The following is a 17,970-nucleotide window of genomic DNA, read 5'->3' on the forward strand; positions in this document are numbered from 1 at the left end:
GGCGCGGCTGTTCCGGCGGGCGGCCCGTTCCGATCGGCCGCCGACGGCTCAGTTCCGGCCGGAGAGCTCCGGAGCGCCCGCGTGGGCGCCGGCCGGAGGCGGGACGGGTCGGCGGGCGGCGCGCAGCACCCGCAGCAGGGTGCGCGGGCGCATCAGCGACTGCGGGGTGGCCACCAGTCCGGCGATCCGCACCAGTGCCTCGGTGATCCGGGGATCGTGGACCGCCGCCCGCTGGGCCAGCGCGGCGTAGCGGTTGACCAGATGGGTCTGCGGGGTGCGGCGGCCCGCGACGCCCGGGTAGCCCAGGTCGGTCACCGCGGCGAAGGACCAGGGGGCCCGGATCTCCCGCGCGACGTCGCGGAAGTAGGCCCGGGGGTTCGGCAGCCGCCGCCCCGCGGTGTGCCGCCGCAGCACCAGGGCCTGCAGCGCGGCGGAGGTCATGCCCTGGGCGTAGGCCGGGTTGAAGCTGCACACCGCGTCGCCCAGGACGACCAGCCCGGCGGGGAAGCGCTCCAGCCGGTGGTAGTCCCTGCGGACACTGGCCGGGAAGCGGAACCGCAGGGGCTCGTCGAGCGGTTCGGCGTCGCGGATCGCCTCGTGGATCTCGGGGACGGGCAGCGAGCGGACGAAGGCGTGGAACCCCTCGGGGTCGACGGGCGGGTGGTCGCCCACGATCCCGGTCACCGACAGCTCCACCCGGTTGTCCTCGCCGGGCACCCGGTAGAAGAAGGCCCCGCGCGGGTGCGAGGGCGTGGCGGCGGGGATGATGGCGATGTCGCTGCCGAACGGATCCCCCTTGAGGCGGTAGTGGCGGGTGGTGTACGCCAGGTCGATCTCGATCCGCTCCTCGGGGGGCGCCTCGTACCCGAGGTCGGCCAGCCAGCGCGGGGTGCGCGAGCCGCGGCCGGTGGTGTCGACGACCAGGTGCGCGGAGAGCGTGCGCTCCGTGCTCCCGGGGGCGCGCCGCTGCACCCGGACCCCGGTGACCCGGCGCCTGGTGGTGTCGGTCACCGGGGCGATGACGTCGTGTTCCTCCAGGAACGTCACCTCCGGCAGCGCCCGTACCCGCTCGCGCAGGTGGTGTTCGAGCACCGGCCGGGTGGCGGGTACGGACGGCAGGCCGGTGTGCGCCGGCCGCAGCCGCAGCCCGTTGAAGTACCAGCGGATGTCGGCGCTGAAGTCGCCGGGCCGCACCCCGGCGGCGACCAGTTCGTCGGTGAGGCCGGGGAACAGCGACTCCATGATCTGGTGGCCGCGGGCGACCAGCCCGTGGGCGTGGTTGCCGTGCGGGACGCCGCGCCGCGGCCCGCGGACGCCGAGGATCCGGTCGCGTTCGACGACGACGACCCGGGGATAGGACTCGGCGAGCACCCTCGCTGCCAGCAGGCCTGCGATGCTTCCGCCGAGAACCACGGCGCATTCGTCGGTACGGGTGCCCATGACGGTCCCTTCTGTCGGGTGTGGGACGGGTGGCGGTCCCCGTGCTGGTGCGCCGCCGCGCTGTCGGCCTTCGCCCGGAGCGCGCGTGCGCGCGGGTCCGCGGCACCCCCGCCCGGTGCCGCGGACCCGGTGGCGCTTGCGGTCAGTGCCCGGTCAGTGCCCGGTCGACCGGAACTGGCCGGGCGTGCGGCCCGGACCGGCCGGGCCGCGGTAGGCCTGGGCGAGGTCGAGCCAGGCCTCGGCGTCCTCGCCACGGGCCGTCAGGGCGAGGTCGTCGCGGTGCCGGCGCCTGGTCACCAGCAGGCAGAAGTCGACGGCGGGTCCGCTGACGCGCTGCTCCGCGTCGGCGGGGCCGAACTCCCACCGGGCGCCCGACGGAGCGGTGATCTCGAAACGGAACGTTGTCTCCGGCGGCGTGAGCCCGCGGGCCTGGTAGCCGAAGTCCCAGGTGCGGACGGCGAACTCGACCAGGTAGCGGATCCGGTCGGTGTGCTCGCGGCGCTCCCCGAGCGCGTCGGCGATGTCCTGGCCGTGGCCGAACAGTTCCATCATGCCGGCGGCGGCGAGCACGGGGGCCGTCAGCGGGCGGACCAGCCACGGCAGCGGCCGGTCCGCCGGAACGGCCGCCAGGGCCTCCTCGGCGGCCCGGCGCTCGGTCTGCCAGCTCTCCAGCAGGAGCTTCGGCGCCTTCGCCAGGTAGGGCTTGAGGGCCTGCTGCACCGCGCCGTCCATGTCCTGCCCGATGCCGGCGGCGACCGCCCGGAAGGCCTCGGGGTCGCCCGCCGCGAGTCCGGCCAGCCTGAAGGTGGCCGTGAGGTGGGCGACCTGATGGGCGACGGTCCAGCCGGGGGCCGGCGTGGGGCGTGCCCAGTCGGCTTCGGGCAGGTTCGCCACCAGCGCGTCGACGGCCTCGCCGTCCAGCACCAGCGCGGAGATCACGTCCTGTCGGTCGACCATGCCTCTTCCTTCCGTTGAGCGGAACCGGCCGGATGCCCGGCGCACTCCCAATCCGCCTCGAACCATGGCGAGTTGGGCGAATCCAGTATCTGCTCCCGGAGATCGGCGGGCTTCTCCGCCCGTGCTCTGCCACCGGCCGCACCCTCGCCCCCGTCACCCGCGCCCCTGTCACCCGCGCCCCGTCACTCGGACGCCGCGCCGAGCGCCGGGGCCGCGAGCCGGCTCCGGCGGCTGATGTACCAGGCGGCCGCGCCGCACAGCAGCGCCAGCACGGAGACCGCCAGCAGGACGTCGGAGGCCGAGGACACCAGGCCCGCCAGCAGCAGCGGCCCGCACAGGCCGCCCAGCCGGTTGAAGAAGGAGACCCAGCCGGTGGTCCGGCCGCGCCGTTCCGGATCGGCCAGGTCGGCCGCGATCGGCAGGAAGATCGCGGCCATCGAGTTCACCGAGAACAGCGCCGCCACCAGCGCGCCCGCGCAGATCCAGCCCACCTGCGCCACCGCGCCGCTGGCGGTGAGCGCCAGCAGCAGCACGGCGGTGACGGTGGCCAGGCCCGCCGCCATGCTGGTCGGGCCGAACCGGCGGTAGCCCAGCATCAGCAGCAGGGCGCACGGGACCATCACCACCGCCGCCACGGTCAGCATCAGGTTCGCGGTGCGCACCGGCACACCGCCGATCCGGGCCAGGCTCGGCACCCAGGTGGTGAGGCCGAAGGTGAGCAGGCCGATCAGGGTGGCGAACGCCCGCTGCAGGCCGTGGGTGAGGGCCCGCGCGGACCGTGAGTCCCGCCGCGGGACCGCTGCGCTCCGCGCCGCCGGGGCGGAGAGCGCCACGTAGTCGGGAACGAAGGGCGTCAGCACGGCCAGCACGGCGCCGGTGGGGGCGCCGATCAGCCAGAGGATCCGCCAGCCGAACACCGGCTCCAGCCACAGGGCCGAGCCGGCGGCGATCAGGTAGCCGACGGCGGTGGCGACGACGGAGAGCGCCACCACCACCGAGCCGCGGACCCGCCCGCCGACCGCCTCGGTGAGCAGGGTGATCAGCAGCGGGGCGAGGCCGCCGACCGCCAGACCCATCAGCCCGCACATCAGCAGGTTCCCACGGAAGGAGGGCATCGAGCCGCACATGCTCGTGGCGGTGAAGCCGAGGGTGGCGATCAGGTAGGAGCTGCGGCGCCCGATCCGGTCGGTGAGCACGCCGAACAGCAGTGCCCCGGCCGCCGTCCCGGTCAGTCCGCAGACCGCCAGCAGGGAGGCCGTCCGGGGGTCGAGGCCGTAGTCGGCCCGCATGCCGGGGATGACGAAGCCCAGCGTGGAGGTCTTGCTGATGTCGACGGTCAGGGCGGCCGTACCGATGACGGCGATCAGCAGCCGGCCGCGCCGGCCCGCACGGAGTTCGGTCGGGGCCGAGCGCGGCCGTCCGCGCAGGGCGGCGCCGGCCACCACGAGCAGCAGTCCGGCGAAGGCGGTGAACATCTCCGGCATCTCCGCCAGCGGCATGCCGCTGAGCTTCCGTCCGGCGTCGGCCGGGGCGTGCGCCATCTCCATCGGCATCGGCATCGGCATCGCGGGGTCCATGGCGAAGGCGTGGTGGAAGGCCAGTGCGGAGGAGACCAGCACGATCGCGCTGCCCGCGTACAGGAGCATCGCGGCGCCGAGGGGTCTGGAGAACACGGGGCGGCCTTTCGGTCGGGGGCGGCGGTCGCGCCGGGTGACTGGGAAGCTACGCCGGGCGTCCTGAGGGCCGCTTCTCGCAGTGTGCTGGGATCGGGAGTTGTGGACCCGCGACCGGTTCCGGCACCACGGCGTTTTGGTTGACTGGGGACATGAGTCCGCGTCGCTCGGATCCCCGTGCCCGCCCGGGGCTGGTGACCATCGCCGCCCGGCTGCTGGCGGAGGAGGGGCCGCAGGCACTGTCCACCCGCCGCATCGCGAGCGAGGTCGGCACCTCGACGATGGCCCTGTACACCCACTTCAACGGAATGCGCGGGCTGGCGCGGGCCATCGTCCACGAGGGGTTCGCCCGGCTCCAGCAGCACTTCACCCAGGTGCGGCCCAGTGACGACCCGGTGTGCGACCTCGCGCTGCTGGGCCGTGCCTACCGGTGCAACGCGCTGGCCAACCCCCACCTGTACGCGGTGATGTTCGGCGGTTCCTCGCTGGCCGGGTTCTCGCTCGACGAGGAGGACCGCCAGTACGGCCGCTACACGCTGGCCGGTGTGACCGAGTGCGCGGCCCGGTGCGTCGGGGCGGGCCGGTTCCGCCCGGCGGACCCGGAACTGGTGGCGCACCAGATGTGGTCGGCGGTGCACGGCCTGGTCGTCCTGGAGCTCGGCGGCTACCTGATCGAGCCCTGCGACGCCGACCGCCTGCTGGAGGCGCAGCTGGTGGGGCTGATGGTCGGTGTCGGCGACACCCGGGAGGCCGCCGCCGGATCGGTGGCGGCCTCGGCCCGGCGGCTGCGGGAGGAGGTGGTGCCGGTGGTGGACGCGGCGGGGCCGGAATAGTCCGGCGCCGGGCACCCGAACTCCTTCCGGACCGCTTTCTCCCGTCGTGCTCTTGCCGTTCGGAACGTCTTGGTGGAGAAGGGCCGCTGCGCTAGCTTCTCGAACAGGAGGCATTGTCCGCCATCCGCCAGGAGAATTCGGGGAGTGTGGGAGAGCATGCAGCCGAAGACCTACGAGTACGATCCGGCCGTGTTCGACTTCGCCGCGGCGGTGCGGTCGATCTACCGGACCGAGGACCTGAGCGCGTTGCGGCCGGACGCCCCGATGGAGCTGCTCACCTGGCGGACCGACCAGTCCACGGAGTTCCACGCCGCCTTCTACCGGGAGTTCGAGCCCAGGCTCCGGGACCTGTACCGCGGCTTCGTGAAATCCTTCGTGCCGGACGTGCTCGGCACCGACGAGTTCTGCTTCCAGCGCGTTCCCACCTTCCGGATCCATTTCCCGGGAAATGTCGCGGTCGGCGAGTTCCACAAGGACGGCGACTACCACCACGCCGACGGCGAGGTGAACTTCTGGCTGCCGCTGACCCGGGCCTGGGGGACCAACTCCGTGTGGGTCGAGCGGGAGCAGGGGTCGGAGGACTACGCGGCGACCGAACTCGACGTGGGGCAGCTGCTGGTCTTCGACGCGGTCGGCTGGAACCACGGGAACAAGGTGAACGACACCGACTCGACCCGGGTGAGCTTCGACTTCCGCTGCATCCGGCTCGCCGACTACCGCGCCTCGGACCTGCGGACGGTGGACGCCGGCCGGGGGCTGTGGATCGGGGACTACTTCGACGTCTTCTGACCGGTTCCGCTCCGGCGCCGCCGGCCCCGCGTCCGTGACGCGGGGCCGGCGGCGCACCGGCGCGGTCATCCCAACTGGCGGCCCAACGGCGTCAGGTCCAGGTAGTTGTGGACGGCGAGGAGGATGTCCAGCCCGCGCGAGAAGGTCGAGTAGGTGTGGTAGACCTCCTCGCCGTCCCGCAGGAAGACGCTGACCGCGGGGAGTTCGTGGCCCCAGATGTCCCAGGGGCCGACGGCGGCCTCGTGCTCCTCCCTGGTCCGGAAGTTGATCAGGAGCGGGGTCACGGACTCGTCCAGCGTGGCGTGGAAGTCGTAGTTGAAGCGGCTCCCGTATGACGAGTAGTACGGGATGTCCCAGCCCATCCGCTCCTTGTACCGGCGGATCTTCTCCTGCGGCGCGCGGGAGACCAGCACCAGCGTGGTGTCCCGCTCGTGCAGGTGCGGCAGGTACCCGATCTCCCGGATCTGGAACCGGCAGCTGGGGCAGCCCTCCTCCCACTCCGGGTCGAACATCACGTGATGGACGATCAGTTGCCGGCGCCCCTCGAAGAGGTCGGCCAGGGACGCCTTGCCGTCGGGGCCCTCGAAGACGTAGTCCTCCTCGACCCGGACCATCGGGAGCCGCCTGCGCTCGGCGCTCAGCGCCTCCCGGGCGTGCGTGAACTCCTTCTCCCTGACCAGGAACTCCCGGCGGGCGGCGAGCCACTCCTCCCGCCCGACGACCCGGGGGAGCTCCGACTGCGGTTCCGTGTCCATGGTGCCGTTCTTCCTCTCGTGCGGTGCGGTGTTCCGTACTGCGGTGTTCCGTACTGCCGTGTTACGTACGGCGGTGTTCCGGGCCGCGGTGTTCCGCGGCGCTCTGCTGCGGCGGGTCATTCCACGGCCGTGGCCGTCGGTGCGGGCGACTCCTCCGCCGCCGGGGACACCGCCCCGGCCGCGGAGCGCGACCCGAGCGCGCCGAGCGCCAGCACACCGAGGGCGGCGACCAGGACGGCACTGACCACGGCGGCGGCGTTCAGGCCCGAGGTGAACGCGTCGCGCGCGTGCTCGAGCAGGCGCGCGCCCGCGTCCCCGGACAGCCGCCCGGCCTCCTGCGCGGCGGCCTCGACGCTCTGCCGGACGTCGGGGAGCGCGCCGGCCGGGGCCCCGGACGGGCTGAAGCCGTCCATCCGGGCACCGTAGACGGCGGCTCCTATGCTTCCCAGCGCGGCCACCCCCAGCGAGATGCCGAAGTCGCCGCTGGTCTGCGAGAGCGCCGCCGCCGCCCCGGCGTTCGCGGGGGGCACGGAACCCACCACGAGGTCCTGGCCGAGCGCGCCCACGAACCCGATCCCGAGGAAGACCAGGATGATGCCGCCCACCAGCTGGGACAGCCCGTCCGAGGTGTCCAGGACCGCGAGCAGCGCGAAGCCGACCGCGGCGAGGCCCATGCCGGCGGCGATCACCACCCGGGGGGTGAACCGGCGTGCGGCGAGCGGCGCCAGCATGCTCCCGACCACCATCGCCAGCGAGGACGGGACGAGCCACAGGCCCGCGTGCAGCGGGGTGAACCCCTCGACCGACTGCAGGTACCGGCTGATCAGGAACATCACCCCGCCCTGGGTGGCCACGCCGAGCATCAGGATCACCAGCGCCGCGGTGAACGCGAGCCGCTTGAAGAGCCGGACGTCGAGGAGCGGGTCGGCGAGCCGGCGCTGCCGCGCCACGAACACGGCCCCGAAGGCCAGGCCGGCGACGGCCGCGGCCGCGCCCAGCGGCTGGACCCCGTCCCGGGCCATGTCCTTGATGCCGTAGACCAGGGGAAGCATCGCCAGCAGGGACAGGGCGACGCTCAGCGGGTCCGCGCCGCGGACCTGCGGGGAGCGGTACTCGGGCAGGAACACCGGGCCGACGGCCAGCAGCAGCACCATCACCGGGATGGCCAGCAGGAAGACCGAGCCCCACCAGAAGTGGCTGAGCAGCGCGCCGCCGATGACCGGCCCGGCGGCCGCGCCGCCCATGAAGCAGCTCATCCACACCGCGAAGGCCATGCCGCGCTGCCGCGGGTCCTGGAACATGTTGCTGATCAGCGCGAGCGTGGAGGGCATCAGGGTGGCCCCGGCGACGCCCATCGCGGCGCGCGCCGCGATCAGCATGCCCGGGCTGGTCGACCAGGCGGCCACCGCCGAGGCGATCCCGAAGGCCACCGCGCCGTACAGCAGCAGCTTGCGGCGGCCGACGCGGTCACCCAGCGTGCCCATGGTGACCAGGAAGCCGGCCGTCAGGAAGCCGTACACGTCGGTGATCCACAGCTGCTCGGTGGCGCCGGCCCCGAGGTCGTCGGTCAGGCTGGGCAGCGCCAGGTAGGTCACGCTGAGATCCAGCGCGAGCAGGAGTGTGGGCAGGGCGAGAACCGCCAGGCCCGTCCACTCGCGGCGCCCCGCTCGCGGCGGGGAGGCCGCGGTCGTCGGCGAGGTCATGGGTACGTCCTCCAGAGTCGGGTTGTACGGGACGGGACCGCCCCCGGAGGGCGTCCGTCACCCCGGGGTCGGAGCCGCGGCCTGCGATCCGACATCCGCTTCGCTATCGTCGTCCACGAAGTTCCGGAACAGGCCGCGGAGGACGTGCGTGAAGTACATGCTGCTGATCTACAGCGACCCGGTGGTGTGGGAGGCGCTCACGGAGGCGGAGCGGGCCTCGCTCGGCCCCGAGCACGCGGCGCTGATCGGCGAACTGGAGGCGTCCGGGGAGTGGGTCGGCGGCTCGGTGCTGGCTCCCCCGGAGCGGAGCCGGGCGGTGCGGGTCCGCAACGGCGCGGTGCAGGTCGTGGACGGTCCGTTCGCCGAGGTCAAGGAGCACCTGGCGGGCTACGACATCGTCGACTGCGACGGCATGGAGCGGGCGGCGGAGATCGCCGCCCGCATTCCCGACGCCCGGCTGGCCCGGGTGGAGATCAGGCCCATGGTGGGGCCGGAGGCGTGACCGGAGGGGCCCGGCGGCCCTTCCCTCAGGCGGACACCGGGAGCCGTCGCCGCGGCTTCCGGTCCAGCCAGAGCTGCACGAGGACGAGGTTGACCATCCAGCCGAGCCAGCGCGCGACCTCGAACAGGTAGTCGAGCGGGACGGGCGCTCCCGTGTGGACCATGACGTCGACCATGGCGCGGCCCCACAGCACGCCGGCGGCGAGCGCGAAGCTCCGCAGCATCCACCGGCGGTGCTCGGCCCAGCGGTGCCGGCGGGCCGCCACCGTCCCGGCCACCGTGGTCGCGATCCACAGCAGCGCCTGGAGCGCGATCCCGATGTCGCCGCGCCACTCGGGCATCAGCGGCATGATCACCAGCGCGGTGACGGCACAGGGCAGGGCGCCGGCGTACACGTAGAGCCGGCCGCTGAGCCGGTGCACCCGCGGGCGGGTCCGCCGCAGCCCGGGCCACAGCTGGAGCACGACGGTGACCAGCGCGATCGACCCGAAGGCGATGTGCGCCACCAGGACCGCGTAGTGCCACGGGACCTGGGGGTCCAGGTTGATGCGCGCCTTCGCCGGATCGAAGCGCAGGTAGGGCGGGAGCTCGTCGACGAGGAAGAGCCCGACGAGCAGGGCGAGCAGCGCGGCCCACCGGCGGGCGGAGGCCCGCCCCGCGCCCCGCCCGCCGTCCGCGCCCCCTCCGCCGGACTCGTCCCGCCCGCCGGAGTCGCGGCGCCGGCCGGACTCGGGGAGCGCGGCGGTGGCGGTGCTGTCGGTCTGCTGAGCCATGGGTGTCCTTCCCCGCCCGGGTGACGAATGGCCGCCAGCTTCACAAACCGAGCGGCCGGACGGCACCTCCCGGCTTGCTGTCCCTCCTGCGCAATCCACGAGAAGACAGGGGCCGCTGCGACGGACGACGATGCGTCTGGAGCCGATCGGGGCGACGGGCGAGGAGGGACGGCTGTGCTGGACGGTGTCGGGGACCGGTCGGGTCCGCAGCGTCCGGGGTCCGATCAGGTCGATCTCATGGTTCGTCAACTCACCTGTACGCTGACGGAGTTCGTCGAACGAACCCCCGGGCCTCGACGTGCCGCCGCGTGGCCGCCCCGGTCACCGCGCCGGTCCGCGCCCACGTGCGGAGGCTTCGCCGAGAGCCGCCGGGGAGACAACTCCGCCCACTGTTTCCGGAGGTAGTACGTGAGTGATGTGACGGATCCCGGAGGTCTCGCCCCGGCCCGGGCCGACGGGACGGTCGTCCGCCCCGAGGACACCCGGTACAGCAGCCTGACCATCGGCCACAACCAACGGTTCGTCGGCCGCCCCGACTCGGTGCGCGTGGTGCACGGCACCAAGCAGGTCGTCGCCGTCGTCGAGGAGGCGGTGCGGGCCGGGAAGCGGATCGGGGTGCGCAGCGGCGGCCACTGCTTCGAGGGCTTCACCTTCGCTCCGGAGGTCGAGACGCTGATCGACCTGTCGCTGCTGGACGAGGTCCGCCACGACCCGGAGCGCCGGGCCTTCGCGATCGGTCCGGGCGCCACGCTCGGGCACGTCTACCGCACCCTCTTCAAGGAGTGGGGCGTCACCCTGCCGGCCGGGGCCTGTATGGACGTCGCGATCGGCGGGCACCTGACGGGCGGCGGCTACGGCCACCTCTCCCGCCGGGACGGCCTGGTGGCGGACCACCTGTACGCGGTGGAGGTGGTGGTCGTCGACGAGAAGGGCAGGGCCCGCACCGTCGTCGCCACCCGCGAGGAGGGCGACCCGAACCGGGACCTGTGGTGGGCGCACGCCGGCGGCGGGGGCGGCAGCTTCGGCGTCGTCACCCGGTTCTGGCTGCGCAGCCGGGGCGTGCGCTCCGACCGGCCGGCGGACCTGCTGCCGAAGGCCCCCGGCAACGCGCGCCGGCGGACGGTGATGTACTCCTGGGACGGCATGGACGAGGCGTCGTTCGGCACACTGATCCGCAACTACGGCACCTGGTACGAGCGGAACAGCGAGCCCGGCACGCCGGCCTGCGACATCTGGGGGGTCCTCCAGCTCTTCCACCGCTCGGGGGGCATGCTCGGCCTGATCTCCGTCATCGACGACGCGCTCCCGGGCGCGTCGGAGCGACTGAACACCCATGTCGACTTCCTCACCGCCGGGGTCGGCGCCACGCCCGTGATCGACACCGACCAGGTCATCCCCTGGATGTCCCCGCAGAACTGGCCCTACGAGCCGTCCGGGAACTACAAGCACAAGGCCGGGGACCTCCGCAAGGGGTACACGGACGAGCAGATAGCGGTCATCTGGAGGTACCTGAGCAGCACCGACTACCACAACCCGGCCGCGAACCTCGGCCTCTCCGGGTTCGGCGGCCAGGTCAACGCGCTGCCCGCCGACGCCACCGCCACGGCCCAGCGGGACGCGATCGTGAAGGCCGTCTACTCCACCGGGAACTGGGAGGGGGGCTCGGGCGCCGAGCACCTCGACTGGGTCCGCTCCTTCTACCGCGACGTCTACGCCGCCACCGGCGGCGTCCCGCTCCCGGACGAGCGGAACTCCGGGAGCTACATCAACTACCCCGACGTCGACCTGCTGGACCCGAAGCTGAACGACTCCGGGGTCTCCTGGACGACGCTGTACTACCGGGACAACTACGCCCGGCTGCAGGCGGTCAAGAAGCGGTACGACCCCGGGAACGTCTTCCGCCACGCGATGTCGGTGGAACTCCCGTCCTAGCGCGTTCCGGCCGGGCGGTTCGCGCCGCCCGGCCGGGGCCGGCCCCCCGGGGTGACCTCCGCGCCGATTCCCGTGACAGCCGATTCCCCTGAAAGGACGTGGAGTTGAGCACCATCGGTACGGTTCGTGGAGGCATCGGAACCCGGCTTCCGGCCCTCACCCGGCGCCCCGTCGCGGCACCGGGCCGGGACGGTCCGGGCGCCTCGGCCGACGAGATAGCGCACTGGCTGTCCGCCCGGGTGCGGGCCGACCGCTTCCGGGTCGAGCGCATCCCGTTCGACCGGCTCCGCGGGTGGTCCTTCGCCCCGGACACCGGCGACCTGGTGCACGACAGCGGGCGCTTCTTCTCGATCCAGGGCGTCGAGGTGGAGACGGCCGACGGCCCGGTGCCGACCTGGCGCCAGCCCATCATCGACCAGCCCGAGGTCGGCATCCTGGGGATCATCGCCAAGGACTTCGGCGGGGTGCGCCACTACCTGATGCAGGCGAAGATGGAGCCGGGCAACCCCAACATCGTCCAGCTCTCCCCCACCGTGCAGGCGACCCACAGCAACTACACCGGCGTGCACAAGGGCGCGCCGGTCGCCTACCTGGAGTACTTCCTCGATCCGTCCCGGGGGCGTCCCGTCGCGGACGTGCTGCAGTCCGAGCACGGCGACTGGTTCAACCGGAAGTTCAACCGGAACACGATCGTGCTGGTCGACGAGGAGGTGCCGGTCGCCGAGAACTTCCGCTGGCTGACCCTCGACCGGATCGCCGCGCTGCTGCACCGCGACAACCTCGTCAACATGGACGCCCGCACGGTGCTCTCCTGCCTCCCCCTCCCCGCCTCGGGAGCGAGCGGGCTGATCTCCGTGGAGCACATCGAGGGCTGGCTGGCCGCGGAGCGGGCCCGCCGCTCGCTGCGGGTGCGGCGCGTCCCGCTGCGCGACACCGGGGGCTGGGTGCGGACCGCGCACGCGATCCGCCGGGTGCCGGACCGCCACTTCCGCGTGGTCGCGGTGGCCGTCGAGGCGGGCAGCCGCGAGGTGGCCCAGTGGACGCAGCCGCTGGTCGAACCCGTACGGCTGGGGCTGAGCGCCTTCGTGCTGCGGTACTTCTCGGGCGTGCCGCACCTGCTGGCCCGGGCCGGCGTGGAGGTCGGCTTCCAGGAGATCGCGGAACTCGCGCCGACGGTGCAGTGCACCCCGGAGCACCATCGCGGCCGCCCCCGCGGGCCCCGCCACCACTTCCTGGACGTCGTCGAGACCGCCGCGCCCTCCCGCGTCCGCTACTCGGCCCTCCACTCCGAGGAGGGCGGCCGCTTCCTGAACGCGGTGAGCCGCTACGCCATCGTGGAGGCGGACGGAGCGCAGGCGCCGTCCCAACCACCGCCCGGGTACTGCTGGGTGACGCCTGGTCAGCTCTCCGCGCTGGTGACCCGCGGCGGGCGGGTGAACGTCCAGGCCCGCACCCTGCTCTCGGCGCTGACCACGCGCGCCGTCCGACTCTGATCCCACCGGCTCCGATCCCCCCGCGACGCCGTCCACGGGGTGCGGGACCGCCACCGCGCGACCGGCGGACCCGCCCCCGCCATGCCCCGAATTCCGCTGCCCCGTCCTTCACCAGGGAGAGCACGTCATGACGGACACCACCGCAACGACCGCCGTCCCCGACCGCGCCGAGATCCTCCGCCGGGCGCGCGAGGTGGCGCCGGTCCTGAGGAACAACGCGCCCTGGGGCGACGAGAACCGGCGCCTGTCGAAGGAGACCGTCTCGGTCCTGGCGGACGCCGGCCTGCTCCGCACCCGGATCCCCAGGCGCCTCGGCGGTTTCGAGGTCGACATGCGCACCCAGGCCGAGCTCCTGGTGGAGCTGGCCCGCGCCGACGGCGCCGCGTCCTGGACGGCCGGCGTCTGGTCGATCAGCGCCTGGGTCGCCGCTCTCTTCCCGGACGAGGTGCAGGACCGGGTCCTCGCCTCCCCGGACGCCCTGGTCAGCGGCATCATCAGCCCGACGGCCACCGCCGTCCCGGTCGACGGCGGCATCCTCGTCAACGGCTCCTGGAAGTTCAACAGCGGCGTCCAGCACAGCACCTGGGACACCAACGCGGCGGTCCTGCTCACCCCCGACGCGGCCCCCCGGCCCATCATGACGCTGATCCCGGTCTCCGACCTGGAGGTGGTCGACGACTGGCACACCGTGGGGCTGCGCGGCTCCGGCAGCGTCACCACGGTCGCGCGGGACGTCTTCGTCCCCGCGGAGCGCTACATCCCGATGGAGCCGGTCATGATCGGCGGCGGCGGGGCGGGCAGCAACGCCGGCTCGGAGATCTACCGGGCCCCGATCATGCCGACGGCCTGCGCGACGGTGAGCGCGACCGCCCTCGGCCTCGCGATCGCCGCGAAGGACGCCTTCTTCGAGCGCCTCCCCGACCGGCGGATCACCTACACCGACTACACCGACCAGCGCGAGGCGCCGCTGACCCACCTCCAGGTCGCGGAGGCCGCGGTGAAGATCGACGAGGCGGAGTTCCACTGCTACCGCCTCGCGGACCTCGTCGACGCGAAGAACGCCGCCGCCGAGCCCTGGACGCTGGAGGAGCGCGCCCTGGCCCGCCTGGAGACCGGCGCGGTCTGCGCGCGCGTCAAGGAGGCGGTGGACATCCTGGCCACCGCGAGCGGGGCGTCCTCGGTCTACCTGGACGTGCCGATCCAGCGGATCGAGCGGGACGTCCGGACCCTCCACCTGCACGCCGTCATGCACCCGAACACCAACCTGGAACTCTACGGCCGGCTGCTGTGCGGCCAGGCGCCGAACACCCAGTACCTCTGAACCGCCGGTGCGAGCGCGATGACCGGCCGGAACGAAACGGGAGGCGAACTGTGCTGACGGAGGCCGCGAACGAGGCCGCGCGCCCGGACCTGTCCGCGCCGGTCAGCGAGGCGGGCCGCAGGCTGCTCGGCCTCGTCTCCGAGCAGGTGCCGGCGATCCGCGCCGACGCCGACGTACGGGACCGGACCGGCACCTTCCCGGTCGAGGTCTTCGAACGCTTCGCACGCGCCGGCGTGCTCGGCGGCACCGTCCCGGCGGAGCTCGGCGGGCTCGGCGTGGACCGCCTCCACGACGTCGCCCTGGCGCTCCAGGAGGTGGCCCGGGCCGACGCCTCGACGGCGCTCGCCCTGCACGTCCAGTTCAGCCGGGGCCTGACGCTGGCGTACGAGTGGCGCAACGGCAAGCCGGAGGCGGCGGCGCTCGCCGAGCGGGTGCTGCGCGCCATGGCGACCGGCGAGGCGCGGGTGTGCGGCGCCGTCAAGGACCCCCCGGGCACCGTGACGCGGCTGGAGTCGGACGGCTCCGGCGGCTGGCTGCTCTCCGGCCGCAAGACGCTGGTGAGCATGGCCCCGGTGGCCACCCACTTCTTCGCCTACGCCCTGGTCGAGGCGGACGGCCGCACCTGCCTCGCGGCGCCCCTCGTCGCCCTCGGCACCCCCGGCCTGACCGTCCTGGACACCTGGGACGGCCTCGGGATGCGCGCCTCCGGCACCTGGGACATCGCCTTCGACCGGTGCCCCGTACCGGACGCCGACGTGCTGGTGCGGGGCCCGGTCGGGGAACGCGGCGACGCCGCGCTGGCCGGGCAGACCGTCAGCTCGATCACCATGCTCGGCATCTACCTGGGCGTCGCCCGGGCCGCGCGGGACGCCGCCGTGGAGTGGCAGCGGGAGCGCCCCGGCGCGCCCGCCGCCGTCCGCACGCTCGTCGCCGAGGTCGAGGCCCGCCTGTACGCGGCGCGCGCCACCACCGCCGCGGCCCTGGCCGAGGCCGACGCGCTGACCGCCGGCGTGCCCGATCCGGCCGTGCGCGGCCCCCGGATGATGACGGCGTTCCAGTGCGCGAAGCTGACGCTCAACCGGCTCGCGCCCGACATCGTCAACGACTGCCTCACCATCGTCGGCGGCGCCTCGTACGCCGGGAGTTCGAGCCTGGCCCGGCTCTACCGGGACGTCCGGGCCGGGTGGTTCATGCAGCCCTACACCTACCCCGACGCCGTCGACCACCTCAGTGCGCGGGCGCTGCGCATCGACCGGGACGACGACTACATGAGCACCCGCGCCGCCCGCCCCGCCGGGCGGCGCTGACCCACCGAGGAGGGCGCAGATGACAACGCGGGTATGGGACTACCTTCCGGAGTACCGGAACGAACGCGAGGACCTGCTCGACGCCGTCGAGACGGTGTTCGGCTCCGGGCAGCTGGTGCTCGGCGCGAGCGTGCGCGGCTTCGAGGCGGAGTTCGCCGCCTGGCACGGGCTGGACCACTGCGTCGGGGTCGACAACGGCACCAACGCCATCGTCCTCGGGCTCGAAGCGCTCGGCGTCGGGCCGGGCGACGAGGTCGTCACGGTGTCCAACACGGCCGCCCCGACCGTGGTCGCGATCGACGCCGTGGGGGCGGTGCCCGTCTTCGTCGACGTGCGCGAGGACGACTGCCTGATGGACACCGACCTGCTCGAGGCGGCCGTCACCGACCGCACCAGGGCGATCGTCCCCGTCCACCTCTACGGCCAGTGCGTCGACATGGACGCGGTGCTCCGGGTGGCGCGCGAACACGGCCTGGCGGTCCTGGAGGACTGCGCCCAGGCGCACGGGGCACGCCACCGCGGCCGGACGGCCGGCACCATGGGCGACGCCGGCGCCTTCTCGTTCTACCCGACCAAGGTGCTGGGCGCGTACGGCGACGGCGGGGCCGTGGTCACCCGCGACCCGGACACCGACCGCGCGCTGCGGCGGCTGCGCTACTACGGGATGGAGGAGACCTACTACGTCGTCGACACCCCCGGCCACAACAGCCGGCTGGACGAGGTGCAGGCCGAGATCCTCCGGCGCAAACTGACCCGCCTGGACGCGTACATCGAGGGCCGCCGGAGCGTGGCGCGCCGGTACGAGGAGGCGCTCTCCGACCTCGCCGCCCCCGACGGCCTGGTGCTGCCCCGGACCACGCCCGGCAACGAGCACGTCCACTACCTCTACGTGGTGCGCCACCCGCGGCGCGACCTCGTCCTGAAGGAGCTGCTCCGGCACGACATCGCCCTGAACATCAGCTACCCGTGGCCCGTCCACACCATGAAGGGGTTCCGCCACCTCGGCGTGGGCGAGGGCGAGCTGCCCGTGACCGAGCGGCTCGCCGGCGAGATCTTCTCGCTGCCGATGTACCCCTCGCTGCCCCCGGACCTCCAGGACCGGGTGATCGAGGCCCTGCGCGAGGTCCTGGCCGGGCTCTGACCTCCCGCTCCCCCGAGCCCGCAGCCGCAGCCGTGCCGACGACGATGACGATGGAGGCCCGACGATGACCGACCGGATCGACACCGCGCCGCCCGCCCCGCCCACCCCACCGCACCCGTGCCGGATCTGCGGCGCGGCGACCGAGGAGTTCCTCGACCTCGGCCGCCAACCGCTCTCCGACGCCTTCCCGGCGCGGACGCCCGTCGCCGACGAGTTCTTCTACCGGCTCCGGGTCGCCCGCTGCACCGCCTGCACCATGGTGCAGCTGGTCGACGAGGTGCCCAGGGAGCGGATGTTCCACGAGGACTACCCGTACTACTCGTCCGGGTCGGCCGTGATGCGCGAGCACTTCGCCCGCACCGCCGGCGAGTTCCTGGCCTCGGAACTGGCCCGCGACGGCGCCTTCGCCGTCGAGATCGGCTGCAACGACGGGGTGATGCTCCGGACCGTCGGCGAGGCCGGCGTCCGCCACCTCGGCTTCGAACCCTCCCGCAAGGTCGCCGAGGTCGCGCGCGCAGCCGGCGTGCGGGTGCGCGGCGACTTCTTCGAGGAGGCGACCGCCGCCGACGTCCGGCGCGCGGAGGGCCCCGCCGACGTGATCTACGCGGCCAACACCATCTGTCACATCCCCTACCTGGAGTCCGTCTTCCGCGGCGTCGACGCGCTGCTCGCGCCCGACGGCGTCTTCGTCTTCGAGGACCCGTACTTCGGCGACGTCGTCGAGAAGACCTCCTTCGACCAGATCTACGACGAGCACTTCTACCTCTTCACCGCGCGCTCCGTCCACGCGATGGCCGAACGCTTCGGCTTCGAGCTCGTCGACGTCCGCCGACTGCCGGTGCACGGCGGGGAGATCAGGTACACCCTCGCCCGGCCCGGCACCCGGCGCCCCTCGCCGGCCGTGGGCGAGCTGCTCGCCCACGAGGAGGAGCGGCGGCTCGCGGCCCCGGACACCCTGCGCGGCTTCGCCGACGCCGTGGCGGCGGTCCGGGACGACCTGCTCGCGCTGCTCACCCGGCTCCGCGACGAGGGCCGCACCGTGGTGGCCTACGGCGCGACCGCCAAGAGCGCGACGGTCGCCAACTACTGCGGCATCGGCCCCGACCTGGTCTCCTTCGTCTGCGACACCACCCCGGCCAAGCAGGGCCGCCTGACCCCCGGAACGCACATCCCGGTGCGCCCCGCCGAGGCGTTCGCCGACCCGTACCCGGACTGTGCGCTGCTCTTCGCCTGGAACCACGCGGACGAGATCATGGCCAAGGAGACCGCGTTCCGCGAGGCCGGCGGCCGGTGGATCCGCTACGTCCCCGAGGTACGCGTCGACTGACCGCGGCCCACCCGGCCGGGGAACG

Annotated in this window: 15 protein-coding genes; 9 read left to right on the top strand and 6 right to left on the bottom strand. The window is 73.5% G+C overall.

The features are described from left to right. Positions 1-48: 48 nt before the first annotated feature. The 3 genes from AMK13_RS16440 to AMK13_RS16450 form a co-directional block, all read right to left on the bottom strand. Positions 49-1,440, bottom strand: coding sequence for an FAD-dependent oxidoreductase (locus AMK13_RS16440; RefSeq protein ID WP_074002836.1), 1,392 nt, complete (start codon positions 1,438-1,440; stop codon positions 49-51). Between the two features lie 153 nt (positions 1,441-1,593). Further along, the gene (locus AMK13_RS16445) at positions 1,594-2,397 is read right to left on the bottom strand and encodes a TIGR03084 family metal-binding protein (protein ID WP_074002837.1); all 804 of its coding nucleotides are present in this window, start codon (positions 2,395-2,397) and stop codon (positions 1,594-1,596) included. 182 nt (positions 2,398-2,579) lie between these two features. Beyond that, complete coding sequence (locus AMK13_RS16450; protein WP_241852902.1) at positions 2,580-4,070, bottom strand: MFS transporter; 1,491 nt, start codon at positions 4,068-4,070, stop codon at positions 2,580-2,582. A gap of 152 nt (positions 4,071-4,222) precedes the next feature. Here AMK13_RS16450 and AMK13_RS45910 point away from each other — a divergent pair, with 152 nt between their 5' ends. Both AMK13_RS45910 and AMK13_RS16460 read left to right on the top strand, forming a co-directional pair. Then, on the top strand, positions 4,223-4,903 hold the full coding sequence (locus AMK13_RS45910; RefSeq protein WP_049650271.1) for a TetR/AcrR family transcriptional regulator: 681 nt from the start codon (positions 4,223-4,225) through the stop codon (positions 4,901-4,903). Between the two features lie 156 nt (positions 4,904-5,059). Beyond that, entirely contained in the window at positions 5,060-5,692 is a 633-nt protein-coding gene (locus tag AMK13_RS16460) for a streptomycin biosynthesis protein StrG (RefSeq protein WP_241852903.1), read from the top strand. Positions 5,693-5,757: 65 nt separating this feature from the next. Here the strand turns inward: AMK13_RS16460 and AMK13_RS16465 are convergent, their stop codons facing one another. Then, positions 5,758-6,447: a DUF899 domain-containing protein gene (locus AMK13_RS16465; RefSeq protein WP_049650269.1), complete on the bottom strand. Its 690-nt coding sequence runs from the start codon at positions 6,445-6,447 to the stop codon at positions 5,758-5,760. A gap of 116 nt (positions 6,448-6,563) precedes the next feature. Further along, entirely contained in the window at positions 6,564-8,150 is a 1,587-nt protein-coding gene (locus AMK13_RS16470; protein WP_074002839.1) for an MFS transporter, read from the bottom strand. Between the two features lie 157 nt (positions 8,151-8,307). On the opposite strand from AMK13_RS16470, the gene AMK13_RS16475 reads away from it, so the two are divergent. Further along, the gene (locus AMK13_RS16475; RefSeq protein WP_234348258.1) at positions 8,308-8,652 is read left to right on the top strand and encodes a YciI family protein; all 345 of its coding nucleotides are present in this window, start codon (positions 8,308-8,310) and stop codon (positions 8,650-8,652) included. Between the two features lie 25 nt (positions 8,653-8,677). On the opposite strand, the gene AMK13_RS16480 is transcribed toward AMK13_RS16475, so the two are convergent. After that, positions 8,678-9,424, bottom strand: coding sequence for a DUF2306 domain-containing protein (locus AMK13_RS16480; RefSeq protein WP_074002840.1), 747 nt, complete (start codon positions 9,422-9,424; stop codon positions 8,678-8,680). A gap of 408 nt (positions 9,425-9,832) precedes the next feature. Here AMK13_RS16480 and AMK13_RS16485 point away from each other — a divergent pair, with 408 nt between their 5' ends. The 6 genes from AMK13_RS16485 to AMK13_RS16510 all read left to right on the top strand — a co-directional run bounded on the left by AMK13_RS16485 (position 9,833) and on the right by AMK13_RS16510 (position 17,945). Then, positions 9,833-11,356 carry an FAD-dependent oxidoreductase gene (locus tag AMK13_RS16485; RefSeq protein ID WP_241852904.1) on the top strand — a complete coding sequence of 508 codons (1,524 nt, stop codon included), beginning with the start codon at positions 9,833-9,835 and terminating at the stop codon, positions 11,354-11,356. A gap of 134 nt (positions 11,357-11,490) precedes the next feature. Further along, positions 11,491-12,849 (top strand): NDP-hexose 2,3-dehydratase family protein, encoded by a 1,359-nt coding sequence (locus tag AMK13_RS16490; protein WP_074002960.1) that lies wholly within the window; start codon positions 11,491-11,493, stop codon positions 12,847-12,849. 127 nt (positions 12,850-12,976) lie between these two features. Beyond that, positions 12,977-14,170 (top strand): acyl-CoA dehydrogenase family protein, encoded by a 1,194-nt coding sequence (locus AMK13_RS16495; protein ID WP_049650264.1) that lies wholly within the window; start codon positions 12,977-12,979, stop codon positions 14,168-14,170. Between the two features lie 50 nt (positions 14,171-14,220). Next, positions 14,221-15,477: an acyl-CoA dehydrogenase family protein gene (locus AMK13_RS16500; protein WP_074002842.1), complete on the top strand. Its 1,257-nt coding sequence runs from the start codon at positions 14,221-14,223 to the stop codon at positions 15,475-15,477. Positions 15,478-15,496: 19 nt separating this feature from the next. Further along, positions 15,497-16,618 (top strand): DegT/DnrJ/EryC1/StrS family aminotransferase, encoded by a 1,122-nt coding sequence (locus AMK13_RS16505; RefSeq protein ID WP_074002843.1) that lies wholly within the window; start codon positions 15,497-15,499, stop codon positions 16,616-16,618. A gap of 64 nt (positions 16,619-16,682) precedes the next feature. Next, entirely contained in the window at positions 16,683-17,945 is a 1,263-nt protein-coding gene (locus tag AMK13_RS16510; protein ID WP_074002844.1) for a class I SAM-dependent methyltransferase, read from the top strand. Positions 17,946-17,970 lie beyond the last annotated feature (25 nt).

Origin of the sequence: Streptomyces sp. CB02056, from assembly GCF_001905545.1 — a bacterium.
Taxonomy (GTDB): domain Bacteria; phylum Actinomycetota; class Actinomycetes; order Streptomycetales; family Streptomycetaceae; genus Kitasatospora.